This is a genomic window from Xanthobacter sp. 126 (genome assembly GCF_000526175.1).
In the GTDB taxonomy this organism is placed as follows: domain Bacteria; phylum Pseudomonadota; class Alphaproteobacteria; order Rhizobiales; family Xanthobacteraceae; genus Xanthobacter; species Xanthobacter aminoxidans.
Genome location: NZ_JAFO01000001.1, coordinates 1,143,235 through 1,166,171, shown reverse-complemented (window position 1 = coordinate 1,166,171; position 22,937 = coordinate 1,143,235). Strand labels below are relative to the sequence as shown.

Genomic DNA, 22,937 nt, shown 5'->3' with positions numbered 1-22,937 from the left:
TTTCGCGGGGCGGCCGCTCAGATACCCAGATACGCCTCGCGCACGCGCGGGTCGGCGATCAGCTCCGCCGCCGGACCGACCATGGTGACGCGGCCGGGTTCCATCACATAGCCCCGGTCCGCCACCGACAGCGCCCCGAAGGCGTTCTGCTCGACCAAAAGCACGGTCACATCCAGCGCCTTCAGGCCCTTCACCACCTCGAAGATCTGCGCCACGAGGATGGGCGCGAGGCCCATGGAGGGCTCGTCCAGCAGCAGGCAGGCGGGCCGGCCCATGAGGGCGCGGGCGATGGCCAGCATCTGCTGCTGCCCGCCGGAGAGGCCGCCGGCCAGCTGGTTGCGCTTCTCCTTCAGGATCGGGAACATGGCGAAGGCATCCGCCATGTCGCGCTCCACCCGTTCGTCGGCGAAGACGAAGGCGCCGAGCCGCAGGTTTTCCTCCACGCTGAGATTGGTGAAGATCTGCCGCCCCTCCGGCGATTGCGCCAGCCCCCGCGCCACCCGGCGATAGGCGGGCACCTGGGTGAGGGCCTCGCCGCGAAAGGTGATGGTGCCGCCCGACACCGGCTGCACGCCGGAGAGGCAGCGCAGCAGCGTGGTCTTGCCCGCCCCGTTCGCCCCCACCACCGTGACGATCTCGCCGGAGCCGACGAACAGGTCCACCCCGTGCAGCACCTCGATGCGCCCGTAGCGCGAGCGCAGGCCCTCAACCGTGAGCATGGAGCGCCTCCGTCGTGCCGGCGCCGAGATAGGCCTCGATCACCTTCGGATCGCGGCTGACCAATGCGGGATCGCCCTCGGCGATCTTCTCGCCATGGTCCAGCACCACGATGGTGTCGGAGAGGCGCATCACCAGCTTCATGTCGTGCTCCACCAGCAGGATGGCGACGCCGGTCTTCGCCACCTCGCAGATGAGGCGGTCGATCTCCTCCGTCTCCACCGCATTGCAGCCCGCCGCCGGCTCGTCGAGCAGCAGCACGCGGGGGCGGGCGGCCAGCGCCCGGGCGATCTCGAGGCGCTTCAGCGCGCCGTAGGAGAGGGCGCCGGCCTCGCGCTCCGCCGCCCGCTCCAGGCCGACCCGCTCCAGCAGCACGCGCGCGCCATCCGCCGCCGTCCGCGCCCGCTTGCGCGAGCCGGGAAGGGCGAACAGATCGGCGAGAACAGGCCCCCGCTCGTGCATGTGGAAGCCGACGATGACGTTCTCCAGAACGCTCATCTCGTGGAAGATCTGGAGGTTCTGGAAGGTGCGCGACATGCCGCGCACCGCCAGCAGGTCCGGCCGCAGGCCCGTCACGTCTTCCCCGTCGAGGCGCACCTTGCCGGATTTCGGCAGATAGACGCCGGAAATCATGTTGAAGAGCGTGGTCTTGCCCGCCCCGTTGGGGCCGATGACCGAGACGATCTTGCCCTGATCCAGCGCGAAGGACACGTCGTTGACCGCCGTGACGCCGCCGAAGGAGATGCCGAGGCCTTCCACTTGCAAAAGGCTCATTCCCCCCTCCCCCGCAGCAGGCGCCGGGCGCTGGGGATGAGCCCCGCCGGCAGGAAGATCATCACCCCCATCATCACGAGGCCCAGCACCACGTGCTCGTAATCCTGAAGCACGGTGAGCACCTGCGGCAGCAGGGTGAGCAGCGCCGCGCCGAAGATGCCGCCCAGCACCGAGCCCGCCCCGCCCAGCACCGCCATGGTGACAAGCTCGATGGAGTGCATGAAGCCCGCCACATCGGGCGTGATGAGGCGGTTCTGCAAGGCCAGCAGGGAGCCGGCGACGGAGGCGTAGACGGCGGAGATGACGAAGGCGTTCAGCTTCGCTTTCGCGATGTCGATTCCCGCCGTGCGCGCCGCCACCTCCGAGCCGTGCAGCGCCCGCAGCGCCCGGCCGGTGGGGCTTTCGCGCAGGTTCAGGGCGAGCCAGGCGCCGACGAACAGCACGAGGCCGCAGAAGGCGTACCAGAACTGCGGGTTGGTGAGTTCGATGCCCACCTGTTCCAGCAGCGCGCGCAGGCCTGGATCGGGCACCTTGATGCCGTCCGGCCCGCCGGTGAGCCAGCCTTCGTTGGCGAGCACCATGGACACCAGCACCCCGAAGCCGAGCGTCGCCACCGCGAGGTAATAGCCCTTCAGCTTCAGGATGGGACGGCCCACCACGTAGGCGATGGCGCCCGAGAGCGCCGCGCCGGCCACCACCGCCAGCGCCGGAGGCAGGCCGAAATGCGCCGGCAGCAGCGCGCACGCATATCCGCCGATGCCGAGAAAGCCCGCATGGCCGAGGCTGATCTGCCCCGCATAGCCGGTGAGGATGACGATGCCCACCACCGCGATGGAATTGACGAAGACCAGCGAGCCCACGCGGTAATAATAGTTCGACGGGAAGAAGAAGGGACTGGCGATGATGAGCATCGCCAGCACCAGCAAAGTGGACTGCTTGGAGGAGAGCCGCATGGTCACACGCGCTCCACCGGATTGCTGCCGTAAAGGCCGCGCGGGAAGGCGAACAGCACGACGAGGATGACGAAGAAGGCCACCGCATCCTTGTAGTGGGAGGAGATGTAGCCCGCCGTCAGCGCCTCCATGAGGCCGAGCAGCAGCCCGCCCGCCAGCGCCCCCTTGGGGTTGCCCATGCCGCCCAGCATGGCGGCGGCGAAGCCCTTCAGCGCCAGCGAGATGCCGATCTCGAAGCTGGTGGGCAGGATGGGGGTGATGAGCACGCCCGCCAGCGCGCCGATGGCGGCGGAGAGGGCGAAGGAGAGCGTCATCACGAAGCGCGTGTTGATGCCCACGAGCTGCGCCGCCAGCCGGTTGTTGGAGGTGGCGAGCACCGCGCGGCCGGTGAGCGTGCGGGTGAAGAACAGCCACAGCGCCACGAAGATGGCCACCGCCCCCGCCACCACCCACAGGCTCTGGGGCAGCACGGTGGCGCCCAGCACATGGATGGGGTCGTCGCCGGAGAAGGAGGGCAGCCGATGGGTGCCCTTGTCGAGCACGATCTGGGTGACGCCCCGGATGAAGATGGAGGCGCCGATGGTGATGATGATGAGCGACACCACGGGCGCCCCGCGCGCCGGCTCGATGGCGAAGGTGTTCAGCGCCACGCCGATAGCCGCCGTGAGCGCGATGGCGATGAGCGCCGCGAGCGGCAAAGGCAGGCCCGCGGCGACGCCGGCCACGCTGATCATGCCGCCCAGCATCACGAACTCGCCCTGGGCGAAGTTCACCACGTCGGAGGCGTTGTAGATGATGGTGAAGCCGAGGGCGACGAGGGCATAGACCGCGCCCACCGTGACCCCGGACACCAGGAATTGCAGCAGATCGGACATGCGCTCGCTCCCCGCGGGCGGTTCAAGGCAGCGGACCGGATGGGCCAGCGGGCCGCCTCACGCTGTGTGGAAGGGGTGCCGCGCCGTGCCGCCGGGTGCGACGCATCCGGCGGGGGCGGCTTGTCTTAGGTCGGGGCGTCCACGGCCGCCCCTGACGGCGGCCGTGGACCGATGGCGGAAGACGGCGGAGAAAAGGACCGGGTGGGGTCCCTCTACTTCACCAGCTTCCAGCCACCGTTGCTGATTTCCAGCATGCGGAAGGCGGAGAGATCGAGGCCGAGATGGTCGGTCTTCGAGTAATTGTAGGTGCCGGTGGTGCCGACGAGGCCCGTGGTGCCCTCGATGGCGTCGCGGATGGCGGCGGGCTTGGCGGAGGGGGCCTTCGCCAGCGCCTCGGTGAGGATGCGCATGGCGTCATGGGCATATCCGCCGAAGGTGGAGACCGGCGCGCCGCCGGCCGCCTTCTCGAAGCTCGCCTTGTAGGCCAGCACCACATTCTTCTGCGGGTCCTTCGGGTCGAGCAGCTCGCCCACGAGCAGCGCGGTGCCGGGCAGGCGCACGCCCTCCGCATTCTTGGCGCCGGACAGCTCGATGAAGGCGTTGGAGGCGACGCCGTGGGACTGGTAGAGCGGCAGGGTGATGCCCAACTGCGCATAGTTGCGGGTGATGGTGGCCGGCCCCTGGCCGAAGCCGGTGTTGAGCACCGCCTGGATGCCCGGCTTGTTGCGGATGTTGGTGAGCTGCGGGGTCATGTCCGCATCTTTCGGCCCGTAGGTCTCGTCGGCGACGATCTCGATGCCGGAGGTCTTGGCCACCGCGATGCACTGGGTGCGCATGGAGGCGCCGAAGCCGTCGGTGCCGGAGATGAGGCCGATCTTCGTCAGGCCGCGGGCCTTCATGTCGTCGAAGATCTTCTGGCACGCCATACGGTCGGTGTGCGGGGTCTTGAAAGTGAAGGGCTTCACCGGATCGATGATCTCGATGGCGCCGGCCAGCGAGATGAAGGGCACCTTGCTCTCCTCGGCTACCGCGAGGATGGCGAGCGACGTGCCCGTGGTGGTGCCGCCGACCATGGCGACCACGCCATCGTCTTCCACGAGGCGGGTGGCGAAGGTCTTGGCCTTGGAGGGGTCGCCGCCATCGTCATAGAGAACGAGCTTGGCCTTCTCGCCCTTGATGCCGCCCTTGGCGTTCAGCTCCTCCACCATCATGCGGATGGTCTTGGCCTCGGGATCGCCGAGGGAGGAGGCCGGTCCCGTCTCGGAGACCACGGCGCCGATCTTGATCTCGGCAAGGGCGGGGGTTGTGGCGGCGGTGGCGACGAGGGCCAGCGCGAAGGCGCCCGTAACAATCCTCTTCATGTGTCCTCCCCAGAATTGATGGGTGACGCCGCCGAGCCGTCGCCACCGCGGACAAGCCTGAGGAGACAAGCCTGCGGGAGAAAGCGAGGGGGCATCACGCTTCGATCTATTATCGTTAGATCGTTCGGTCTTTTTAATTCAGATCCGTTCGCATTTCCACCAGAATCTTGAGCGCTTCAACGCAACGTCAGTCGGGCGCGATTTTGCCCCGCGCCTCAGGCGTATAGGCGCACCACTGCGGGACTTGGCGCCATCGCACTGGGAAGATTTCGCGCCGGAAGGCCGCGGAGCCCCGCTTGACATGGCTCAAGGAACGCGAGAATACTTAGATCGATCGTTCGATGAATTATCCGACAATCCAACGCTGCAGATTCAACGCCACACCAGGGGTGGACCGCCATGCCACACGCCGCCGTGTCCGAGGCCGCACAGGCCCACGACTATCGCGCGCTCATCGAGCCCGCGCGCATCAACAGCCGTCTTTATTATGATCCCGCCATCTTCCAGGAAGAGCTGGAGAAGATCTGGTACAAGACCTGGGTCTATGTGGGCCACACCAGCGAAATTCCCAACAAGAACGACTATGTCACCAAGTCCATCGGCCCCATGCCGGTGCTGATGGTGCGGGACCGGGAAGGCGAGGTCCGCCTCCTCCTCAACAAGTGCCCCCATCGCGGCAACCAGCTGTGCGCCTACCAGAAGGGCAACCGCACCAGTTTCACCTGCCCGTATCACTCCTGGACCTTCTCCAACACCGGCGACCTCATGGGCTATGCCCTGCCGGAGGGCTATGAGGGCCAGAGCAAGGCGGGGCTGAACCTCGGCAAGGTGCCGCGCATCGCCATCTATCGCGGCTTCGTCTTCGGCTCCATGGCGGCCGAGGGCATCTCGCTGGAAGAGCATCTCGGCGGCGCCAAGGCGGCCCTCGACCAGTTGCTCGACAACTCGCCCACCGGCGAGCTGGACCTGACCGCTGGCTTCCTCCAGCACCGCACCAAGGCCAACTGGAAGTTCATGCTGGAGAACGAGACGGACGGCTACCACCCCGGCTTCGTCCACGGCTCGGTGTTCCAGGTGACGAGCTCCGGCATCGGCAGCCTTTACGGCGCGGAGTCCACCGCCCTCACCCGCGACTATGGCAACGGCCACACCGAGTTCGACCTGCGCCCCGAATGGCGCAAGCACGACAAGCCGCTGCAGTGGTTCGGCACCACGCCGGAGCGCCTGCCCGACTATGTGAAGAGCATGAACGCGGCCTATGGCGAGGAGCGCGCCCGCGAGATCATGATCGACGGCTCGCCCCACGTCATGATCTTCCCGAACCTCTTCATCGCCGAGATCCAGATCTTCGTGCTCCAGCCTGTCGCGGTGGACGAGACCATCCAGCATGTCACCGCCGTGCAGTTCAAGGGCGCGCCGGACATCAACCGGCGCCTGCGCCAGCAGACCATGGGCTCTGTCGGCCCCGCCGGCCTGCTGCTCGCCGACGATACCGAGATGTACGAGCGCAACCATCGCGGCGCGCAGATCCTCGATCCCGAATGGCTGGTGCTCTCCCGCGGCCTGCACCGCGAGCGCCTCGACGAGAACGGCTACCGCATCGCCCATTCCACCGACGAGACGCCGCAGCGCGGCATCTGGCGCCACTATCTGAACCTGATGACGGAGGCCCGCTGATGACCGCCCTCGCCCATTCCTTCGCGGACGCCTCCGCCCCCGACCTCGCCAAGCTGGAGCCGGCGACGCTCCACCATCAGGTGGCGCAGTTCCTCTATCTGGAGGCCCGCCTCGCCGACACCCACGATTACGACGGGTGGGAGGCGCTCTGGACCGACGACGCCATCTACTGGGTCCCGGCCAATGGCGACGACACCGACCCCGAGAAGGAGATGTCGGTGCTCTACGACAACCGCTCCCGCATCGGCGTGCGCATCCGCCAGCTCAAGACCGGCCGCCGTCACACCCAGACGCCGCGCTCGGAACTGGCGCGGGTGATCTCCAACATCGAGATCGCCGAAGTGCGCGGCCCCGAGGTGGACGTGCGGGCCAACGTCCTCATCTACGAGGACAATCTGCGTGGCGACACCCTCTGGGCGGCGCGCAACACCTACCGCCTGCGCATGACGGAGGGCGGTTTCCACATGGTGCGCAAGAAGATCTGCCTCGTGAACAACAACAAGCCCATCTACACGCTGTCGTTCCTGGTGTGAGGACGGATCCGGGCAAGTAATCGCGCCATTCGCTCGGTAACTTCCCGCCGCCTCTTCCCGCCGTCATGGCCGGGCTTGTCCCGGAAGTCGGCTGTTGCCGACTTCCGCCCCCGAGAACGGAACCCGCAAACATGCGGGTTCCCGCCATCCACGTGGTGAGGCCGGGACCCCTCCTCCGACCACCGCGCGAGCGGCCCGACGTGGATGCCCGGCACAAGGCCGGGCATGACGACGGCTCAAGCAGCGCCCTCTCCTCCCGCCCCAGAGGCTTCCATGACACACAGCACGCACCCTGCGCCCGCCGCCCCCGAAAGCTGGATCGCCGAAGGCCCCGTCCTGCTCGACTATGCCGATGGCGTCGCCACCCTCACGCTCAATCGCCCCGGCTCGGCCAACGGCATGAACATCGAGCTGATGCAGGCGCTCTATAAGGCGATCATGGTGGTGCATCGCTCGGCCCATGTGCGGGTGGTGCATCTGCGCGGCGCGGGCGCGAATTTCTGCGCCGGCGGCGACGTGCGCGAGTTCGCCTCCAAGGGCGAGGCGCTGGGGGATTTCCTGCGGGAGGTGACGGCCTATCTGCAGGTCGCCATCGGCGCCCTCATCCGCCTGAAGGCCATCGTCGTCACCGAGGTGCACGGCTATGCGGCGGGCGGCGGCGGGCTCGGCCTCGTCTGCGCCTCCGACATCGTGATTGCCGGCGCGGGCGCCAAGTTCATGGCCGGCGCGACACGGGTGGGCATGGCGCCGGATGCCGGCGCCTCGGTCATCCTGCCCCATCTCGTGGGCTTCCGCCGCGCGGCGGAGATCATGCTCTCCAACCGCGTGGTGAGTGCCGAGGAGGCGCAGTCCATCGGTCTCATCACCAAGTGCGTGCCGGATGACGCGCTGACCGAGGAAGCCGGCAAGGCCGCGCGCTTCTATGCCTCCGGCGCGCCGCTCGCCATGGCCGCCACCAAGCGCCTCCTGTGGAACGCGCTGGACGTGGAGCGCGCTTTGCCGGAGGAGGCGCGCACCGTCTCCGAACTCTCCTTCACCGCCGATTCCCGCGAGGGGCTCGCGGCGGTGATCGAGAAGCGCAAGCCCCTCTTCACCGGCCGATGACCGCGCCGACCACCCCGCGCCGCGCGCTCGTCACCGGAGGGGGCGCCGGCATCGGCGCCGCCATCGTCCGCCAGCTCTGCGCGGACGGCATGGCCGTGACCTTCTGCGATCGCGATGCCGCCACCGGCACTGCGCTCGCGGCGGAAACCGGGGCCACCTTCGTCCATATGGACGGGACGGACGCGGCGGCCGCGCAGGCGCTGTTCGCAGCCCACGGCGCCTTCGACGTGCTGGTGAACAATATCGGCACCGACCAGCACGCCTTCTTCACCGACACCACCGTGGACGACTGGCGTTTCCTGCTCTCGGTAAATCTGGAAACCGCCTTCCTCTTCACCCGCCTCGCGCTGCCCGCCATGCAGGCGGCCCGCTATGGGCGGCTGGTGAACGTGGCCTCGGAGGCGGGGCGGCTGGGGTCGAAGGGCGGCGCGGTCTATGCCGCCGCCAAGGCCGGGCTCATCGGCTTCACCCGCTCCATCGCCCGCGAGAATGCCCGCTACGGCATCACCGCGAACGCCGTCGCGCCCGGCCCCATCCGCACCCCCATGGTGGAGCGGGCGGTGGCCGAGGTGGGCGAGAAGATCCTCGCCGACATGGCCGCCCTCACCCTCCTGCGCCGCATGGGCGAGCCGGAGGAGGTGGCGGCGGCGGTGGCCTTCCTCGCCTCGCCGGGCGCCTCCTTCATCACCGGCGAGGTGCTGGGCGTGTCCGGCGGCATGGGCTGCGGCGCCTGAATTTCTCAAGCAAGACCAAGATACTGGAAGCCCCCCCATGACCCGCATCGTCTTCGTCACCCCCGCCGCCGAGCGCATCGAGATCGATGCGGATGACGGGCTCTCCGTCATGGAATGCGCCCGCCGCGCCAACGTGCCCGGCATCGTCGCCGAGTGCGGCGGCGCCTGCTCCTGCGCCACCTGCCATGTGCATGTGGACCCGGCCTGGTCCGCCCAGGTGGGAGAGGCCACCGGCATGGAGCGCGACATGCTCGAATTCGCCGAGGACGTGCGCGACACCTCCCGCCTCTCCTGCCAGGTGAAGGTGGCGCCGGCGCTGGACGGCCTCGTCGTCCACCTGCCCGCCGGCCAGGGCTGAGGGCGATGCCGGGTCCGCTTTCGGGACTGCGCATCGTCGAGATGGTGGGCCTCGGCCCCGCCCCCTTCGCCGCCATGATGCTGGCGGATGCGGGGGCGGAGGTCATCCGCATCCACCAGAAGGGCGCGCGGGCGGACATCCCGCTCATGAACACGCGCTTCGACGTGCTGGCGCGCGGCCGCCGCTCCATCGCCCTCGACCTCAAGGCCGAGGCCGACGTCGGCGTTATGCGCGATCTCATCGGCCGCGCCGACGGCCTCATCGAGGGCTTCCGGCCGGGTGTGATGGAGCGTCTCAGCCTCGGGCCGGAGCCATGCCTTGCCGCCCATCCGCGCCTCGTCTACGGCCGCATGACCGGATGGGGACAGGAGGGGCCGCTGAAGGACGCGGCCGGGCACGATCTCAATTATCTCGGCATGACCGGGGCGCTGGCCGCCATGGGCCCGGCCGATGCGCCGCCGCCCGTGCCGCTCAACCTCGTCGCCGATTTCGGCGGCGGGGGAATGCTGATGGCGTTCGGCATGGTGGCGGCGCTGCTCGCCGCCAAGACCACCGGGCAGGGCCAGGTGGTGGATGCCGCCATGACGGACGGCGCCTCCCTCCTCGCCGCGCTGTTCTGGGGCTTCCGCGCCGGCGGGATGTGGAGCGATGCGCGCGGGGCGAACCTGCTGGATGGCGGGGCCTATTTCTACGGCACCTATGCCTGCGCGGACGGGAAGTTCCTCGCCGTGGCGCCGGTGGAGGGCCGCTTCCACCGCATCCTCCTCGAGCGGCTGGGGCTGGACCCGTCCGAATTCACCCATGCCGCCGATCCCGCCTCCTGGGGGACGCTGCGGGCGCGCCTTGCCGCGCTGTTCCTCAGTGAGCCGCGCGACCACTGGGCGGACCTGTTCGCCGGCACGGATGCCTGCGTCACCCCCATCCTCGACTGGGACGAGGCCGCGTCCCATCCCCATGCGCAGGCGCGCGGGGCGTTCGTGACCGTGGACGGCGTCACCCAGCCCGCCCCCGCCCCCCGCTTCTCTGCCACCCCCTCCGCGGTGGCCCACGGACCGGCGGCGCCGGGCGCGGACGGGCGGGCGATCTTGGCCGACTGGGGCCTCGATCCGGCACGACTGGGGTGAGGGGAATTGGGGACGCTCGGAGGCTGACGCTCCTCCCAGCCGTCATGCCCGGGCTCGTCCCGGCCATGACGCGCGATGCGGGTTGACGGCACTCGCAAACCCATCCAGACCACGAAAAAGCCGGCCTCCCGGCGGTGGCGGGAGGCCGGCGAGTGGGCCCGGCACATGCGACGTCAAAAGGCGTCGGGAGGAGGCCGGGATTCAGAGCCCGCGCAAAAACGTGCCGATGCGGGCCAGCGACGCCGCGGCCTCGGGCAGTTCCTCGAACACCTGGAAGTGGTGGCACATGCCCGGGAACACCTCGACCGCCACCCGCCCACCCTGTTCCGCCGCGCGGCGGGCAAGAAGGTGGCTGTCGTCGAGCGTGATGTCGTGCCCGCCCGCATGGACCAGCATGAGCGGAAGGCCGGCAAGATCGCCCTTGACCGGCGAGGCGGCGGGGTCGTCCGGCCGGTTGTCCCGGCCGAGATAGGTGCGTGACATGGCCTTCAACTGCTCGGGGCGGGAGAAGATGTCCTTGTCCGCCAGCGCCGTATAGCTCTCCCCGCCCATGGTGAGATCGAGCCACGGCGAGAGCAGCACCAGTGCCTTCGGCAACGGCAATCCGGCATCCCGCGCCCGCAGGGCGGTGCCCAGCGCCAGCGCGCCGCCGGCGGAATCGCCCACCAGCGCGAGCGGCGTTTCCCCCGCCTCCACCAGCGCGCGATAGACGGCGAAGGCGTCGTCATGCGCCGCCGGAAAGCGGTGCTCGGGGGCGAGGCGATAGTCGAAGCCGATCACCCGCATCCCGCTCGCGAGCGCGATCCGCGCCATCAGCCCCGCATGGGAGCGGATGGAGCCGATCTGGAAGCCGCCGCCGTGGCAATAGAGCAGCACGCGGGCGGCATCGCCGCCCGGCGCATCGAAGGCGCAGGCGGGAAGGCCGGCGAGGGTGAGGGGCGTGCGCACCACCTCCGGCGCGCCCTCGCCCACCCCGAGGAAGGCCTCGAAGCTGTCGCGGATTTCGGCGAGCGTCAGCCCCGCCGCCCAGGCGGAGGTCGCGGCTTCGATGCGCGCACGCACCCGCGCGAAGGCGGGTGCGTCGATGGGGAGAGCCTCGGTCAAGGCCGCCTCAGTGCGTCGCTTCGGGCCGGTGCAGCACGCGCGTGGCCTTGGCCTCGTAGCGCGGCAGCTCGCCCTCGCGATGGCATTCCACGTTCACGTTGATGCCGAGGCGGGCCTTGATCTCGCGCCGCACGTCGGACGCCGCATCCTCGCCCGGGCGCTGGGAGGCGGCCACCGCCTCCACCGCCACCGTCATCTTGCCGATGGTGGTGGCCTCCTTGTCCACGTAGATCTGCCAGGCTTCCTTGGCGAGGCCGGGAATGCCGGCGATCACGTCCTCGATCTGGGAGGGGAAGACGATGACGCCCTTGAACTTGATCATGTCGTCGGTGCGCCCGATGATCCGCCCGATCTTGCGCATGCCGCGCCGGCCCGAGGGGCAGTCATAAGGGCGCGGGGAGAGGCGCACGAGGTCGCGGGTGCGCCAGCGCACCACCGGGGATGCTTCCTTGCGCAGGGTGGTGATGACGATCTCGCCCACCTCGCCCTCGGACACAGGCTTCATGGTCTTGGGATCGAGGATCTCGACGATCACCGTATCCTCGTTGAGGAGCTGCAATTCGTCGTCGGCGTGGGTGAAGGGCGTGGAGATGGCGAGGATCGGCCCGCCGGCTTCCGTGGTGCCGTAGATGTTGTGGCTCATGAAGCCCTCGGGCATCTCGGCTTCCAGCTGCGCGCGGAACTCGGCCGAGACCGACTGGCCACCGAGGATGGCGACCTTCAGCGTCCAGTCCGTGCGCGGGTTGATGCCCTGGTGCTTGGCCGCCTGCACCAGCGTCATCAGCCACAAAGGCGACATGGAGGCGACGTCATAGGCGTGGTCGCGCAGCCAGCGGGCGGCCAGTTCGCCGCGGCCGGGGCCGATGGGGAAATTGGTGCAGCCCACGGCGGAGAAGCCGGCATCCAGCGCCGGGCCGCCGATCCACAGGCCGTAGCCATAGCCCTGATAGGCGCGGAAGCCCGGCTTGACGCCGGCGGCGGTGAGAAGGCGCGCCATCTGGGACGGCAGCAGGCTGTGCAAGTCGTTCTTCGTCATGCCGAACGTCACCGGCAGGCCGGTGGTGCCTGACGTGGCGACGAAGCGCTCCACCTTGTCCATGGGCACGGTGAGGAAGGGGAAGGGATAGAGGTCGCGCAGCAGCGACTTGTCCATGAACGGCGCGTTGGCGAGGCCGTCCTCGGAGGCGAGATCCTCCGGCTTCATGCCGGCCTGCGCGAAATGCGCCTTCCAGGTGTCGCACTGCGCCAGACGCGCGCCGAGGCCGGCAAGGCCCTCGCGCTGGAGCTTCAGAATACCGTCGCGGTCGAGCGACTCCACCTCAGGATGCTGCATGTGGCTCCTCCCCCATCCGACCGTTGAAACACGCGGCTCTTGTGGCCGCTCTCGGTTGGCGAATTAATAGACCGAACGACTGGTCTATGTAAACGGTGATTTTGATCTGCATCAACCTCCATGTCCGAGATGCCTGGCGAGGCTACCATGGGGAAGGCGGGGAAGGCACCCGCGTCGGGGCTCGGGAGAAGTCTGGGGAATACGTCTGGAGAATAAGCGTGCGGCCTCTCCCAGCCGTCACACCCTATCCGCCGCGCGCTTTTGAACGGCTTCAGGAAGACCCCTCCCGCGCCCGCCGCCCTTGGCACCGCCGCCCCATGCGCTTATAGACCGAATGATCGGAACATTCTTGCAGGTGTGGCCGCCGTGGCGAGAACGCGCTCAGCCGAATACGACAACATTCACGACACCATCCTCGAGCGGGCGGCGTCCGTGTTCGCGCAGCGCGGCTATGCGGCGACCTCCATCGGCGACATCGCCGAGGCGTGCGAGTGTTCCAAGTCGCGGCTCTATCACTATTTCACCTCCAAGGAGGCGATCCTTTCCGACATGCTGACCTCGCATGTGGAAAGCCTCCTCATGAAGTGCCGGCAGACCCTCTATGGCTATCAGGACCCGGAGGAGCGCTTCCGCCAGCTCACCCGCCTGTTCCTCGATGTCTATTCCGTCTCGCGCGACCAACATGTGGCGCTGCTCACCTGCGCCGAATTCCTCGCCCCCGAGACGCGCAAGGTGCTGGTGGCCAAGCAGCGCGAGCTGATCGCCTATGTCCGGGACATCCTGTTGCAGCTGCGGCCGGACCTCGCCCATTCCAGCACCGCCCACGTGGACACCATGCTGTTCTTCGGCATGATCAACTGGACCTATACGTGGTACCACGCCGACGGCGCCGTGACGCCGAACGAGCTGGCCGACCGCACGGTGGACCTCTTCGTGAAGGGCTACGCCAACGCCCCCGCCCCGGCCAACGGCGGCACGGCGCACGCCAAGCCGGAGGGCCGCCATGCGGCGCGGCATGAGGGGCGCAGCGCGAAGGAGTGAGGGCGGGAGGCCATCGGAAACGGCCTGAGCAGGAGCTTGCGGCCACGTTCCCGTGCCGTCCTCCCCCCGTTTCTCGCGCCGTCATGCCCCGGCTTGTCCGGGGCATCTACCCTGCGGCCGGGCTAGTTCCCAGTCCTTGAGCACGATGCGAATGACGGGGTGGATCCCCCGGACAAGCCGGGGGATGACAGCCTACTGAAGCCCTCGGGATGGCCCCGGAAAAAGCCAACTTGAAGGTCACCCCCCTCACGCCGCCGGCCGCTTCATCCGCGCCACCGGGTCGAACCCCTCCGCCGCCACCTCGTCCAGCGTCAGAACCGCCCCCGCCTCCAGCAGCTTCTTCGCCGCCATGTAGGTGCGCGCATCGTTGAGGGCATCCACCGCGATCATCCGCCCTTCCCGGAAATACCAGAGCGATTCGCCCCGTTCGGACCGCCGGCGCAGCACCGCGTCATAGCCGCGGTTGAGGCCGACGATCTGCAGTTTCGTGTCGTACTGGTCGGACCAGAACCACGGCACCGGCGCATAGACACGGGTGTGGCCGAGCATGTCGTCCGCCGCGCATTCCGCCTGGTCCACCGCATTCTGAACGCTCTCCAGCCGCGACGGCAGCCCCTGGAAGGGGAAGGAAGCGCAATCGCCCGCCGCCCAGATGCCGGGCGCGGAGGTGCGGCCGTGCACGTCCACCAATATGCCGTTCTCGCAGGCGATGCCGGCCGCGCGGGCGAGTTCGTCGCGGGGCAGGACGCCGATGCCCACCAGCACCGCATCCACCTCCAGGCGCGTGCCGTCATCCAGAGCCACCGCCGCGACGGCGCCGTCCCGCGCCTCCACCCCAGCCACGCTGCGACCTTCGAGGATGCGCACGCCGTGGCCCGCATGCAGCGCGCGGATGGCGTCGGAGGTCTCGGCGCAGGCGACACGCTCCAGAATGCGCGCGGCCCGCTCCACCACGGTCACCGCAAGCCCGGCCTTCGCCGCCACCGCCGCCGTCTCCAGCCCCACATAGCCGCCGCCGAGCACGAGGAGCCGCCGGCCGGGGCGAATCTCGCCTTCCAACCGGTCCGCATCGGCGAGGCTGCGCAGCTCGTAAACGCCTGAGAGCCCGCCGAATTCCGGCGGCAGCGGGCGCGGGCGGGTGCCGGTGGCCAGCGCCAGCTTCGTCCACGCCACGCGGCGCCCGCCCACCTCCAGCGTGCGGGCGACAGGATCGAGCGCGGTGACAGGCGCACCCGTCACCACGTCGACGCCGAGGCCGCTCCAGAACTCGGCGGGGCGCAGGTAGAGCCGGTCCACCGTCCACTCCCGCTTGAGATAGGCCTTGGAGAGCGGCGGGCGCTGATAGGGCGGGTGGGGCTCGTCGCCAAAGAGGGTCAGCGCACCCGAATAGCCGCCATGCCGCAGGCGCAGCGCGAGGGAGGCGGCGGCCTGCCCGGCCCCGACGATGCAGATGTGATCCTCACCGGCGTGTTCCTGGTCCATGGCGCCCCCCGTTTCTGGATATTGATTGACCGAACGTTCTGATTATTATACTGCCAAAATGCGGGCGGCAATCGGCTTTCCCGCGCGCCGTCGGCCCCGACGTTCGGCGCGTGGACGCCGGTGAAGCCCCCTCCCCCGGCCGCACAGACGGGCACCACATGACGGGCATCACAGCACTCGCAATCCATCTGCCGCGCCTGCGCCTCCAGCGCGCCGCCATGGCCGCCGCCATGGGCTGGCTCTGCCCCCGCGGCGAGACCCGCGGCGCCCGCACTCTGGCCTATTGGGACGAAGACCCCATCACCATGGCCGTCGCCGCCGCCCGCGCCTGCCTCGCGCAAGCGGAGCGCAATGGAGTTCCTGAGGCGCGCACCGCGGTCCGCGCCCTCACCTTCGCGACCACCACCCCGGTCTTCGCCGAGCCGCAGCAGGCGTCCCTCGTCCATGCCGCCCTTCGCCTCCCCGAGGCGACCCGGGCGCAGGATGTGGGAGGTACCATGCGATGCGGGCTGCTCGCTTTGCACGCAGCTCTTGAATCTTCCGAACCGGCATTGCTGACAGCCGCCGATATGCCGCTGAATACCCCGGGTGGCACCGCCGAAATGCGCTATTCGGATGGGGGTGTCGGTGCGCTCGTCGGGTGCGGACCGGACCTCCTCACCTATCGTGGCGGCGCCAGCCTCTCCGCCCCCTTCATCGAGCGCTATCGCGCCCCCGACCGGTCCCTCCCCACCGACTGGGAAGAGCGCTGGGTGCGGGAAGAGGGCTTCCTCGGTCTCGTGCCCCGCGCCATCGCGGAAGCCCTTGGAAAGGCGCAGCTTTCCGCAGATGATATCGACCATTTCGTCCTGCCCTGCGTCATCCCCGGCGCGGCCAAGGCGGTGGCGCAGGCGGCCGGCCTCTCCCGCGCAAAACTCGCGCAACCCCTTGATATGGAATGCGGAGACACCGGCGCCGCCCACGCCCTCGTGATGCTGGCGCGGGCGATGGAAGACATGCGCCCCGGCGAGCGGGTGCTGGTCGCCCAGTTCGGTCAGGGCGCGACCGCTTTGGTGCTGGAGGCGACCGGCGCCATCACCGGCTTCCCTACTGCCGCATCGGCCACGCTGGCGGACGGCGTCGCCGAGGCCAACTATCTGAAACTCCCCATCTTTCGCGGCCTTATGCCGTGGGAGCGCGGCCTGCGCGGACGCTTCCCGGTGAACGAGGCGCTGACCACGGCCTATCGCAATGCCGAGGCCCTGCTGGGCTTCGTCGGCAGCCGCAGCCCCGAGACGGGACAGGTGCAGTTTCCCCCTTCCCGCCTTGCCGTCGCGGAGACAGGCCTGTTCGCGGAAACCCAGCAGCCATGGCCCCTTGCGGACCTCGGCGGCACGGTCGCCACCGCCACCGCCGACCGCCTCGCCTTCTCCCGCAGCCCGCCCAATTGCTACGGCCTCATCGACATCCCCGGCGGCGCCCGCCTGATGATGGACTTCACCGACCCCGACGCGGAGCGTCTCGCGCCCGGCGATGCGGTCAATTTCGTATTTCGCATCAAGGATCTGGACGAGCGCACCGGCTTCCGCCGCTATTTCTGGAAGGCGGTCGCGGCCTCCGCGTCGCCCGCCGCAGCCTGACCGGAGGGCGACAAAATGGCCAACGGAATCAAGGACAAGGTCGCCATTCTCGGCATGGGCTGCTCGCGCTTCGGCGAGCGCTGGGACGTGGGGCACGAAGAGCTGATGGCGGAAGCCTATCTGGAGGCGCTCGGCCATGCCGGCATCACGCCCGACCAGATCGGGGCGGCCTGGTATTCCTCCCATTATGACGACATCGGCGCCGGCAAGGCCGGCACCCCCATGGCCCAGGCCCTGCGCCTGCCAAACATCGGCGTCACCCGCGTGGAAAACTTCTGCGCCGGCGGTACGGAAGCCTTTCGCGGCGCCGTCTATGCGGTGGCGTCGGGCGCCGTGGATATCGCGCTGGCGGTGGGCGTGGAGAAGCTGAAGGACACCGGCTTTGCCGGCCTGCCCCCGGCCTCGCGCGGCACCTTCGCGCCCATGTATCTGCCGACACACACGAATCCCGGCAACTTCGCCCAGCTTGCGCGGGCCTACGGCACCCGCCACAACATCTCCGCCGGCGACCTCAAGCGGGCCATGGGGCACACCTCCATGAAGAGCCACGCCAATGCGGTGAAAAACAAGAACGCCCATCTGCGCAAGGCCATCACCGTCGAGCAGGCCGTGAATGCGCCGCTCGTCGCCGACCCGCTGGGCCTGTTCGACTGCTGCCCGGTGTCGGACGGCGCCGCCTGCGCCATCGTCACCGCGCCAGAGATCGCGCAAAGCCTTGGGAAGGCACAGGTTCTGGTGAAGGCCATCCAGCTCGTCGCCTCCAACGGCTGGGAGGTGCAGAGCAGCGGCTGGAACGGCTCCTACGTCCACACCGCCCGCATCGCCGCCCGCCGCGCCTATGCGGAGGCGGGCATCGCCGATCCCCGCACGGCCCTGAGCTTTACCGAGCTGCACGACTGCTTCTCCATCACCGAGCTGGTGACGCTGGAGGACATCGGCCTCGCCGACGAGGGCACCGCCTGGAAACGCATGCTGGACGGCGCTTTTGATGCCGATGGCGCCCTGCCTTGCCAGGTGGACGGCGGCCTGAAATGCTTCGGCCATCCCGTCGGCGCGTCCGGCCTGCGCATGCTCTACGAATGCTGGCTGCAGCTCACCGGACAGGCCGGCGAACGCCAGCTCGCGAGCCCGAGCCTCGCCCTCACCCACAATCTGGGCGGCGCGCCGGCGCAGAACGTGTGCTCCATCACCATTGTCGGTGCCGCCTGATCCGACCGTGGCGGCCCGCTGACTGCCCCGCCGCCCGGCACGCGCCGGCGGCGGGGTTTTTTATTTCTAGGCGAGAGGCTTAGGCCTTGTGCCAGTCTGTGAATGTCCTGCCCTCTCGTGCGAGCTGGGCGAGGAGTTCTGCGGGCTCTGATCCTGCGCCGCCGGTTTTGTGGGCGGCTTTGATCTCGGTGAGGATGGCGGCGAGGCCGAGGGCGTCGCCGGCGTGCATGGGGCCGCCCTTCAGGCGCGGGAAGCCGTAGCCGTTGACGAAGGCGAGGTCGATGTCGGACGGACGTAGCGCGATGCCCTCGGCGAGTTCCTTCGCGCCCTCGTTGGCCATTACCGCCAGAAGCCGAAGGTGGATCTGCTCCTGCGTGAAGGCCCGCGGCTGGATGCCCTTGGCCGCGCGGGCTTCCGCGATGATCTGCGTGACGGCGGGGTCAGGCGTGCGGTTGCCGGCGGCGTCGTAGGCGTACCAGCCGCCATTGGTCTTGCGGCCCAGCCGACCCGTTTCCACCAGCGTATCGGCGATGGAGACGTAGCGCTCGTTGGGGTCGCGCGTTGCCGCCCGGCGCTTGCGCATGGCATAGGCGATGTCGAGGCCGGACATGTCCGACACCGCGAAGATGCCCATGGCGAAGCCGAACGCCTCCAGCGCCGCATCCACCTGTTCGGGGCTGGCCCCGTCCTCCACCAGATATTCCGCGTGGCGGCGGTAGACCGCATAGATGCGGTTGCCGATGAAGCCGTCGCAATTGCCCGCCACAACCGGCTGCTTGCCCATGCGCTTCGCCAAAGCGAGAGCGGTCGCCAGCGCCTCCGGCGCGGTGCGGGTGGCTTTGACCACCTCCAGCAGCTTCATGATGTTGGCCGGCGCGAAGAAGTGCAGGCCCACCACGTCCTCAGGCCGCGACGTGGTGGCGGCGATGGCGTCGAGATCGAGATAGGAGGTGTTGGTGGCGAGCACCGCGCCCGGCTTCGCTATGCTGTCGAGACGGCGGAAGATGTCGGTCTTCACGCCCATGTCCTCGAAGGCGGCCTCGACGATCAGGTCGACATCGGACAGCGCCGCATAGTCGGAGGCCGGGAGGAGGCGGGCGAGGCGCTCGGCCTTCTGCGCCTCGGTGATGCGATTGCTCTTCACCTGCCTGCCATAGAGGCCATTGATGCGCGCGACGCCGGCCTGCGCGGCTTCGTCGTCGCGCTCCACCAGAGTGACGACATAGCCCGCATCCAGCAGCGCCACGGCAATGCCCGCACCCATGGTGCCGGCGCCGATGACGGCAGCGGATGCGATCGCCCGCGCCTTCGCGCCCTCCAGCCCCGGCACCTTCACCGCCTCGCGCTCGGCGAGGAAGAGGTGGCGCAGGGCTTTCGCTTCCGGGCTCTCGCGCAGGGCCAAAAACGCCGCGCGCTCAAGGGCGAGGCCGGAGGCGAAGTCGGCATCCTTCGACGCCGTGATGACGCGGATGGCCTCGGCGATGGCCGGCACGCCCTTCGCGCCCTTGAGGGCCTTGGCGGCTGCCGCTTCCTCCCCGACCGGTTCACCCGCGGGGACCGGTAGGGCCGAAAGCCGGCGCTTCAACACCGCCGGCGCGCGGGCGATGGCTTCGGCGAGGAGATCGCCCTCCACCACCGCATCAACGAGGCCAAGGTCCAGCGCCTCGTCCGCCTTCAGCACCCGGCCCTCGCAGACCAGACCGATGGCCTGCGCGACCCCCACCAATCGCACCAGCCGCTGGGTTCCGCCCGCGCCGGGGATGATGCCGAGCCGCGTCTCGGTGAGCCCCACCAGCGCCTTGGCCGACCCGAGCCTGAGATCGCAGGCCAGCGCGATCTCGCATCCGCCGCCCAGCGCCGCGCCATCCAGCGCCGCGACCACGGGCTTGCTGCAGGCATCGATCGCCCCCACCACCTCGGGCAGGAAGGGCGCGTCCGGCGGCAGCGCCATCTCGCGCAAATCCGCCCCCGCGATGAACCGCCCCGGCCCACCGCTCAGCACGAGCGCCGAGACCGACACATCCCCATCCAGCTCCCGCACCGCATCGATCACCCCCTGACGCACGCCACGCGACAGCGCGTTCACAGGCGCATGATCGATGTGGACAACCGCCACAGCGCCGTGGCGCGTGATCGTGATGGGGGCGCTTTCGGCATGCGGGGGCGCGCCGCGCGGGGCCGCGGGCGGTTGGTCGGTCATGGGTCGCTCCTGAGGATGGCGTGCGGCGGCTGTGTCGCCGGGCCTTGCCAGAGATTCAAAGATTAAACGATCGATTTATTATTTCCAAGGCGACAAGCGGAAGGACCTCAGCCGAAAGCCCGCCGCCTCATTCGCAACTGTAGCGGCCGTGGGGCTCATTGCCGGCGGAGGCCATTGCGACGGACGGGCTGCTGAGCGACCCCTTCACGGTAAAGCTGTGGCCGGGCGGACCATCGGGCGCCGTGATCGGGCGTGGCGCCACCCGCAGGTCGATGCGGTCGCGCACCAGGTCGACCGTGCCGCGGGCAAGGGCCTGCACATGCTCGGTATTCACCACGATCACCGGATTGGTGCGGCCGACGCCCTTGTGGAACTGGAGGGGCACCTTGGCACAGCGCAGCACGCTTTCGCCCTTCTGCACCGAGGAGGTGAAGATGCCCGCGAGGATGCCCACGCCGGCGAGGTCCAGAAGCCCAGTGCCGATGCGGCCGCGGCCGACGCGCCCGGTGAGGGTGCCGCCGAGGGTGGCGAGCGGGTTGTCCGCATCCATCCGGGTGGTGAGGTCGAAGACGACGCTCAGGGTGCCGGACACCGAGATGGGCGAGCCATGCCCGAACAGGGTCGCCAGCGGCCAGCCCGTCCCCGACCCCTTGGTGCGCAGCACGGAGCGCCCCTCGCTCGCCATGACGGCGGAGATGACGCCGCCGCGATAGCCGATGCGCAGCGGATCTACCCGCAGGGCGCCGTTGTTCACCACGAGACGGGCCTTGACGCCGGTGGCGCTGTCGCCGCCGCCCTGCAGGCGGGTGGCGGAGATGCCCACGTCCGCATCCGTCGTGCCGATCAGGTCGATCTGGCTGCCGCCTTCCGGCTCCCGGCTGCCGATGACCTTGACCGACTTGCGACGTCGCTGGCCCTCCGGACGCATGAAGGCGAGAAGTTCGTCGGCATAGACCAGCGGCGAGGTGATGGTGCCCTTCACCACCGACCGGCCCCCGGGCGCGGCGAGGCTGGAGAGGGTGCCGTCGATGCGGGTGCGGCCGATGTCCGTGCGCCCCTCCATGGTCAGCGCATCGGTGTTGCCGCTGAGGCGCCCCTCGAACGTCACCTGCCCGCGGAAATCGGAGGTGTCGCCGAAGGCAGCGGTGAAGGCGGAATAGTTCGGCACCTTGAGCCGCGCATCCACCTGGGTGGTCGCCGCGACGCCGGGCTTGCCGAGATCGTCCAGCACGAGGGCAAGCGTCGCCGAGACCAGGGCGCTGCCCTCGATGCGGGCGGCGAAGGAATCCACCCCCAGCCCGCCCCCGGCGTCCGACATGGAGAGGCTGCCGACGATGCGTCCGAGCTTGTCCTGGGCCTCGGGCGGCAACGCGACGACGCTGGCGACCGGCATGTCGACACCGCCCGCCAGCTCGACGCCGGCAAACCCGAGGATATCGTCCACATTACCCTCCAGCCGGGCGATGGGGCGGCTGGGCGGGCCGGCGATCACCGAGATGCCCCGGAAGGCCACATGCCCCTCCGCGTCGCGCGTGACCGAACGCACGTTGATGGGGCCGATCTCCCTCAGGCTCTGGTCGAACGCGTTGGTGGAGATGAGGATCTCCTCCAGCATCATGCCTTCGGCGCGGCTTCGGAAGTCCCCCGTCAGACGGGTGACGACGATCTCGCGCAGGGAGACGGCGGGGGGCGCGGCGGTCTCAAGATCGGCCACCACCTTGAGGTCGGCGCCGGCGAGGGTGGCGAGGTCGTCGGCCTGGCCCGTGACGGAGATGCGCTCACCGTCCGCCAGGGTCAGGTCGAGGTCGAGATCGTGGAAGCTGAAGCGGTCCGGCTCGGCCTTGAAGCGGGCGCTGACTTTGCCGGTGCCGTCGATGGAGGGGGCGATGCCGGCGAGGGTGAGCCCCTTGGCGAGGCTCTTGGCGTCGGCATCGAACTTCATCACGAGGCCATGGTCGAACCTTTTCGTCGGCGCACGCACGTCGAAGCGCGCCGAAAGGCCGGGGGCGTCGGGTCCTCCGGCGGTGGCCAGGGTGATATGAGCGCCATAGGGGCGTTCCCGCTCCCCCTTCTCCACCTCGAGGTCGAAGGCGAAACCGAGGGTGAGGGGCTGGCCGTTCAGGGCCGCGTCGGCGACGAGCACGTTGCGCCCCGCCTCGGCCACGCTCCTGAGATCCTTCACCCTGAGCTCGAACAGCCAGCCGTTCATGGTGTCCGTGAAGCGCACCACCGTGTCGCGGATGGTGAGGTGCGGCAGCAGGGACAGCACGTGGATGGGGGATTCGAGCAGCGATCCGGGGCGGGCCGCCTCGCCGCTGGCGAAAGGCACGTCGAAGTCTCCCCCCTCGACCGCGAGGCTGTAGCGCAGGCCGCCGCTGACCAGTTCGGCATAAGGCGGGATGGCGACGGTCAGACGATCGGTCCGGGCGTTGGCGCCATCGGTGCCGTGCGCCTCCACGCCGTCCATATCGACCGCCGCATTGGGCCACAGGGAGACCGTCACCGCCCCGCGCACGCTCACGGGCTCGCCCCACAGATGGGTCAGCCCCTGTTCCGCCAGCGACCGGCGCAGTCCCTCCGCCTGTGGCAGGTTGGCCGCCAGCACCAGCGCGAGGAGTGCGGCGCACACCAGCACCAGCAGGACCGCAACGACCCGCCGCACGACGCGAAACATGACCCCTCCGCCTTGCCCGACGGCCGCAAAGCAACCGCCCCCTCTCAACATACCGATTGGAACCC

Annotated in this window: 19 protein-coding genes; 9 read left to right on the top strand and 10 right to left on the bottom strand. The window is 69.2% G+C overall.

Annotated features, from left to right (window positions below; translation table 11 throughout):
• Positions 1 to 17: 17 nt before the first annotated feature.
• The 5 genes from XAN126_RS0105530 to XAN126_RS0105510 form a co-directional block, all read right to left on the bottom strand.
• A complete protein-coding gene (locus XAN126_RS0105530) occupies positions 18 to 719 on the bottom strand; it encodes an ABC transporter ATP-binding protein (RefSeq protein ID WP_024277608.1) in 702 nt (233 codons plus the stop codon).
• Entirely contained in the window at positions 706 to 1,491 is a 786-nt protein-coding gene (locus XAN126_RS0105525; protein WP_024277607.1) for an ABC transporter ATP-binding protein, read from the bottom strand. The genes XAN126_RS0105530 and XAN126_RS0105525 overlap by 14 nt, the downstream gene beginning before the upstream one ends.
• Positions 1,488 to 2,444, bottom strand: a complete 957-nt coding sequence (locus XAN126_RS0105520; RefSeq protein ID WP_024277606.1) for a branched-chain amino acid ABC transporter permease — start codon at positions 2,442 to 2,444, stop codon at positions 1,488 to 1,490. The genes XAN126_RS0105525 and XAN126_RS0105520 overlap by 4 nt, the downstream gene beginning before the upstream one ends.
• A 2-nt stretch (positions 2,445 to 2,446) precedes the next feature.
• Positions 2,447 to 3,319, bottom strand: a complete 873-nt coding sequence (locus XAN126_RS0105515) for a branched-chain amino acid ABC transporter permease (protein ID WP_024277605.1) — start codon at positions 3,317 to 3,319, stop codon at positions 2,447 to 2,449.
• A 212-nt stretch (positions 3,320 to 3,531) separates the two neighbouring features.
• Positions 3,532 to 4,680 carry an ABC transporter substrate-binding protein gene (locus XAN126_RS0105510; protein ID WP_024277604.1) on the bottom strand — a complete coding sequence of 383 codons (1,149 nt, stop codon included), beginning with the start codon at positions 4,678 to 4,680 and terminating at the stop codon, positions 3,532 to 3,534.
• 399 nt (positions 4,681 to 5,079) lie between these two features.
• Here XAN126_RS0105510 and XAN126_RS0105505 point away from each other — a divergent pair, with 399 nt between their 5' ends.
• The 6 genes from XAN126_RS0105505 (at position 5,080) to XAN126_RS0105480 (ending at position 10,210) form a co-directional block, all read left to right on the top strand.
• A complete protein-coding gene (locus tag XAN126_RS0105505) occupies positions 5,080 to 6,357 on the top strand; it encodes an aromatic ring-hydroxylating dioxygenase subunit alpha (protein ID WP_024277603.1) in 1,278 nt (425 codons plus the stop codon).
• Complete coding sequence (locus tag XAN126_RS0105500; protein WP_024277602.1) at positions 6,357 to 6,890, top strand: aromatic-ring-hydroxylating dioxygenase subunit beta; 534 nt, start codon at positions 6,357 to 6,359, stop codon at positions 6,888 to 6,890. The genes XAN126_RS0105505 and XAN126_RS0105500 overlap by 1 nt, the downstream gene beginning before the upstream one ends.
• 273 nt (positions 6,891 to 7,163) lie before the next feature.
• Positions 7,164 to 7,994: an enoyl-CoA hydratase-related protein gene (locus tag XAN126_RS0105495; protein ID WP_024277601.1), complete on the top strand. Its 831-nt coding sequence runs from the start codon at positions 7,164 to 7,166 to the stop codon at positions 7,992 to 7,994.
• Positions 7,991 to 8,728, top strand: a complete 738-nt coding sequence (locus tag XAN126_RS0105490) for an SDR family NAD(P)-dependent oxidoreductase (protein ID WP_024277600.1) — start codon at positions 7,991 to 7,993, stop codon at positions 8,726 to 8,728. Before XAN126_RS0105495 ends, XAN126_RS0105490 begins: the two co-directional genes overlap by 4 nt.
• A gap of 37 nt (positions 8,729 to 8,765) precedes the next feature.
• Positions 8,766 to 9,086 carry a 2Fe-2S iron-sulfur cluster-binding protein gene (locus tag XAN126_RS0105485; RefSeq protein WP_024277599.1) on the top strand — a complete coding sequence of 107 codons (321 nt, stop codon included), beginning with the start codon at positions 8,766 to 8,768 and terminating at the stop codon, positions 9,084 to 9,086.
• 5 nt (positions 9,087 to 9,091) lie between these two features.
• On the top strand, positions 9,092 to 10,210 hold the full coding sequence (locus XAN126_RS0105480) for a CaiB/BaiF CoA-transferase family protein (RefSeq protein WP_024277598.1): 1,119 nt from the start codon (positions 9,092 to 9,094) through the stop codon (positions 10,208 to 10,210).
• Between the two features lie 201 nt (positions 10,211 to 10,411).
• Here the strand turns inward: XAN126_RS0105480 and XAN126_RS0105475 are convergent, their stop codons facing one another.
• Positions 10,412 to 11,314, bottom strand: a complete 903-nt coding sequence (locus tag XAN126_RS0105475) for an alpha/beta hydrolase (RefSeq protein WP_024277597.1) — start codon at positions 11,312 to 11,314, stop codon at positions 10,412 to 10,414.
• Positions 11,315 to 11,321: 7 nt separating this feature from the next.
• On the bottom strand, positions 11,322 to 12,647 hold the full coding sequence (locus tag XAN126_RS0105470) for an AMP-binding protein (protein ID WP_024277596.1): 1,326 nt from the start codon (positions 12,645 to 12,647) through the stop codon (positions 11,322 to 11,324).
• Positions 12,648 to 13,013: 366 nt separating this feature from the next.
• Here XAN126_RS0105470 and XAN126_RS0105465 point away from each other — a divergent pair, with 366 nt between their 5' ends.
• Positions 13,014 to 13,688 carry a TetR/AcrR family transcriptional regulator gene (locus XAN126_RS0105465; protein WP_024277595.1) on the top strand — a complete coding sequence of 225 codons (675 nt, stop codon included), beginning with the start codon at positions 13,014 to 13,016 and terminating at the stop codon, positions 13,686 to 13,688.
• A gap of 246 nt (positions 13,689 to 13,934) precedes the next feature.
• Here the strand turns inward: XAN126_RS0105465 and XAN126_RS0105460 are convergent, their stop codons facing one another.
• Positions 13,935 to 15,170 carry an FAD-dependent oxidoreductase gene (locus tag XAN126_RS0105460; protein WP_024277594.1) on the bottom strand — a complete coding sequence of 412 codons (1,236 nt, stop codon included), beginning with the start codon at positions 15,168 to 15,170 and terminating at the stop codon, positions 13,935 to 13,937.
• 158 nt (positions 15,171 to 15,328) lie between these two features.
• On the opposite strand from XAN126_RS0105460, the gene XAN126_RS0105455 reads away from it, so the two are divergent.
• Together XAN126_RS0105455 and XAN126_RS0105450 are read left to right on the top strand one after the other, a co-directional pair.
• Positions 15,329 to 16,789, top strand: a complete 1,461-nt coding sequence (locus tag XAN126_RS0105455; RefSeq protein ID WP_024277593.1) for a 3-oxoacyl-[acyl-carrier-protein] synthase III C-terminal domain-containing protein — start codon at positions 15,329 to 15,331, stop codon at positions 16,787 to 16,789.
• 15 nt (positions 16,790 to 16,804) lie between these two features.
• The gene (locus XAN126_RS0105450) at positions 16,805 to 17,998 is read left to right on the top strand and encodes an acetyl-CoA acetyltransferase (RefSeq protein WP_024277592.1); all 1,194 of its coding nucleotides are present in this window, start codon (positions 16,805 to 16,807) and stop codon (positions 17,996 to 17,998) included.
• A 79-nt stretch (positions 17,999 to 18,077) separates the two neighbouring features.
• Here the strand turns inward: XAN126_RS0105450 and XAN126_RS0105445 are convergent, their stop codons facing one another.
• Complete coding sequence (locus XAN126_RS0105445) at positions 18,078 to 20,198, bottom strand: FAD-dependent oxidoreductase (protein WP_024277591.1); 2,121 nt, start codon at positions 20,196 to 20,198, stop codon at positions 18,078 to 18,080.
• A gap of 127 nt (positions 20,199 to 20,325) precedes the next feature.
• On the bottom strand, positions 20,326 to 22,872 hold the full coding sequence (locus XAN126_RS29240) for an AsmA-like C-terminal region-containing protein (RefSeq protein ID WP_024277590.1): 2,547 nt from the start codon (positions 22,870 to 22,872) through the stop codon (positions 20,326 to 20,328).
• Positions 22,873 to 22,937 lie beyond the last annotated feature (65 nt).

What these genes read in the sequence shown, in the direction of transcription:
- XAN126_RS29240 (WP_024277590.1), bottom strand. Translation starts at nt 22,872, where the DNA reads ATGTTTCGCGTCGTGCGGCGGGTCGTTGCGGTCCTGCTGGTGCTGGTG.
- XAN126_RS0105480 (WP_024277598.1), top strand. Translation starts at nt 9,092, where the DNA reads ATGCCGGGTCCGCTTTCGGGACTGCGCATCGTCGAGATGGTGGGCCTC.
- XAN126_RS0105500 (WP_024277602.1), top strand. Translation starts at nt 6,357, where the DNA reads ATGACCGCCCTCGCCCATTCCTTCGCGGACGCCTCCGCCCCCGACCTC.
- XAN126_RS0105485 (WP_024277599.1), top strand. Translation starts at nt 8,766, where the DNA reads ATGACCCGCATCGTCTTCGTCACCCCCGCCGCCGAGCGCATCGAGATC.
- XAN126_RS0105470 (WP_024277596.1), bottom strand. Translation starts at nt 12,647, where the DNA reads ATGCAGCATCCTGAGGTGGAGTCGCTCGACCGCGACGGTATTCTGAAG.
- XAN126_RS0105515 (WP_024277605.1), bottom strand. Translation starts at nt 3,319, where the DNA reads ATGTCCGATCTGCTGCAATTCCTGGTGTCCGGGGTCACGGTGGGCGCG.
- XAN126_RS0105490 (WP_024277600.1), top strand. Translation starts at nt 7,991, where the DNA reads ATGACCGCGCCGACCACCCCGCGCCGCGCGCTCGTCACCGGAGGGGGC.
- XAN126_RS0105520 (WP_024277606.1), bottom strand. Translation starts at nt 2,444, where the DNA reads ATGCGGCTCTCCTCCAAGCAGTCCACTTTGCTGGTGCTGGCGATGCTC.
- XAN126_RS0105445 (WP_024277591.1), bottom strand. Translation starts at nt 20,198, where the DNA reads ATGACCGACCAACCGCCCGCGGCCCCGCGCGGCGCGCCCCCGCATGCC.
- XAN126_RS0105460 (WP_024277594.1), bottom strand. Translation starts at nt 15,170, where the DNA reads ATGGACCAGGAACACGCCGGTGAGGATCACATCTGCATCGTCGGGGCC.
- XAN126_RS0105505 (WP_024277603.1), top strand. Translation starts at nt 5,080, where the DNA reads ATGCCACACGCCGCCGTGTCCGAGGCCGCACAGGCCCACGACTATCGC.
- XAN126_RS0105530 (WP_024277608.1), bottom strand. Translation starts at nt 719, where the DNA reads ATGCTCACGGTTGAGGGCCTGCGCTCGCGCTACGGGCGCATCGAGGTG.
- XAN126_RS0105525 (WP_024277607.1), bottom strand. Translation starts at nt 1,491, where the DNA reads ATGAGCCTTTTGCAAGTGGAAGGCCTCGGCATCTCCTTCGGCGGCGTC.
- XAN126_RS0105455 (WP_024277593.1), top strand. Translation starts at nt 15,329, where the DNA reads ATGACGGGCATCACAGCACTCGCAATCCATCTGCCGCGCCTGCGCCTC.
- XAN126_RS0105450 (WP_024277592.1), top strand. Translation starts at nt 16,805, where the DNA reads ATGGCCAACGGAATCAAGGACAAGGTCGCCATTCTCGGCATGGGCTGC.
- XAN126_RS0105495 (WP_024277601.1), top strand. Translation starts at nt 7,164, where the DNA reads ATGACACACAGCACGCACCCTGCGCCCGCCGCCCCCGAAAGCTGGATC.
- XAN126_RS0105510 (WP_024277604.1), bottom strand. Translation starts at nt 4,680, where the DNA reads ATGAAGAGGATTGTTACGGGCGCCTTCGCGCTGGCCCTCGTCGCCACC.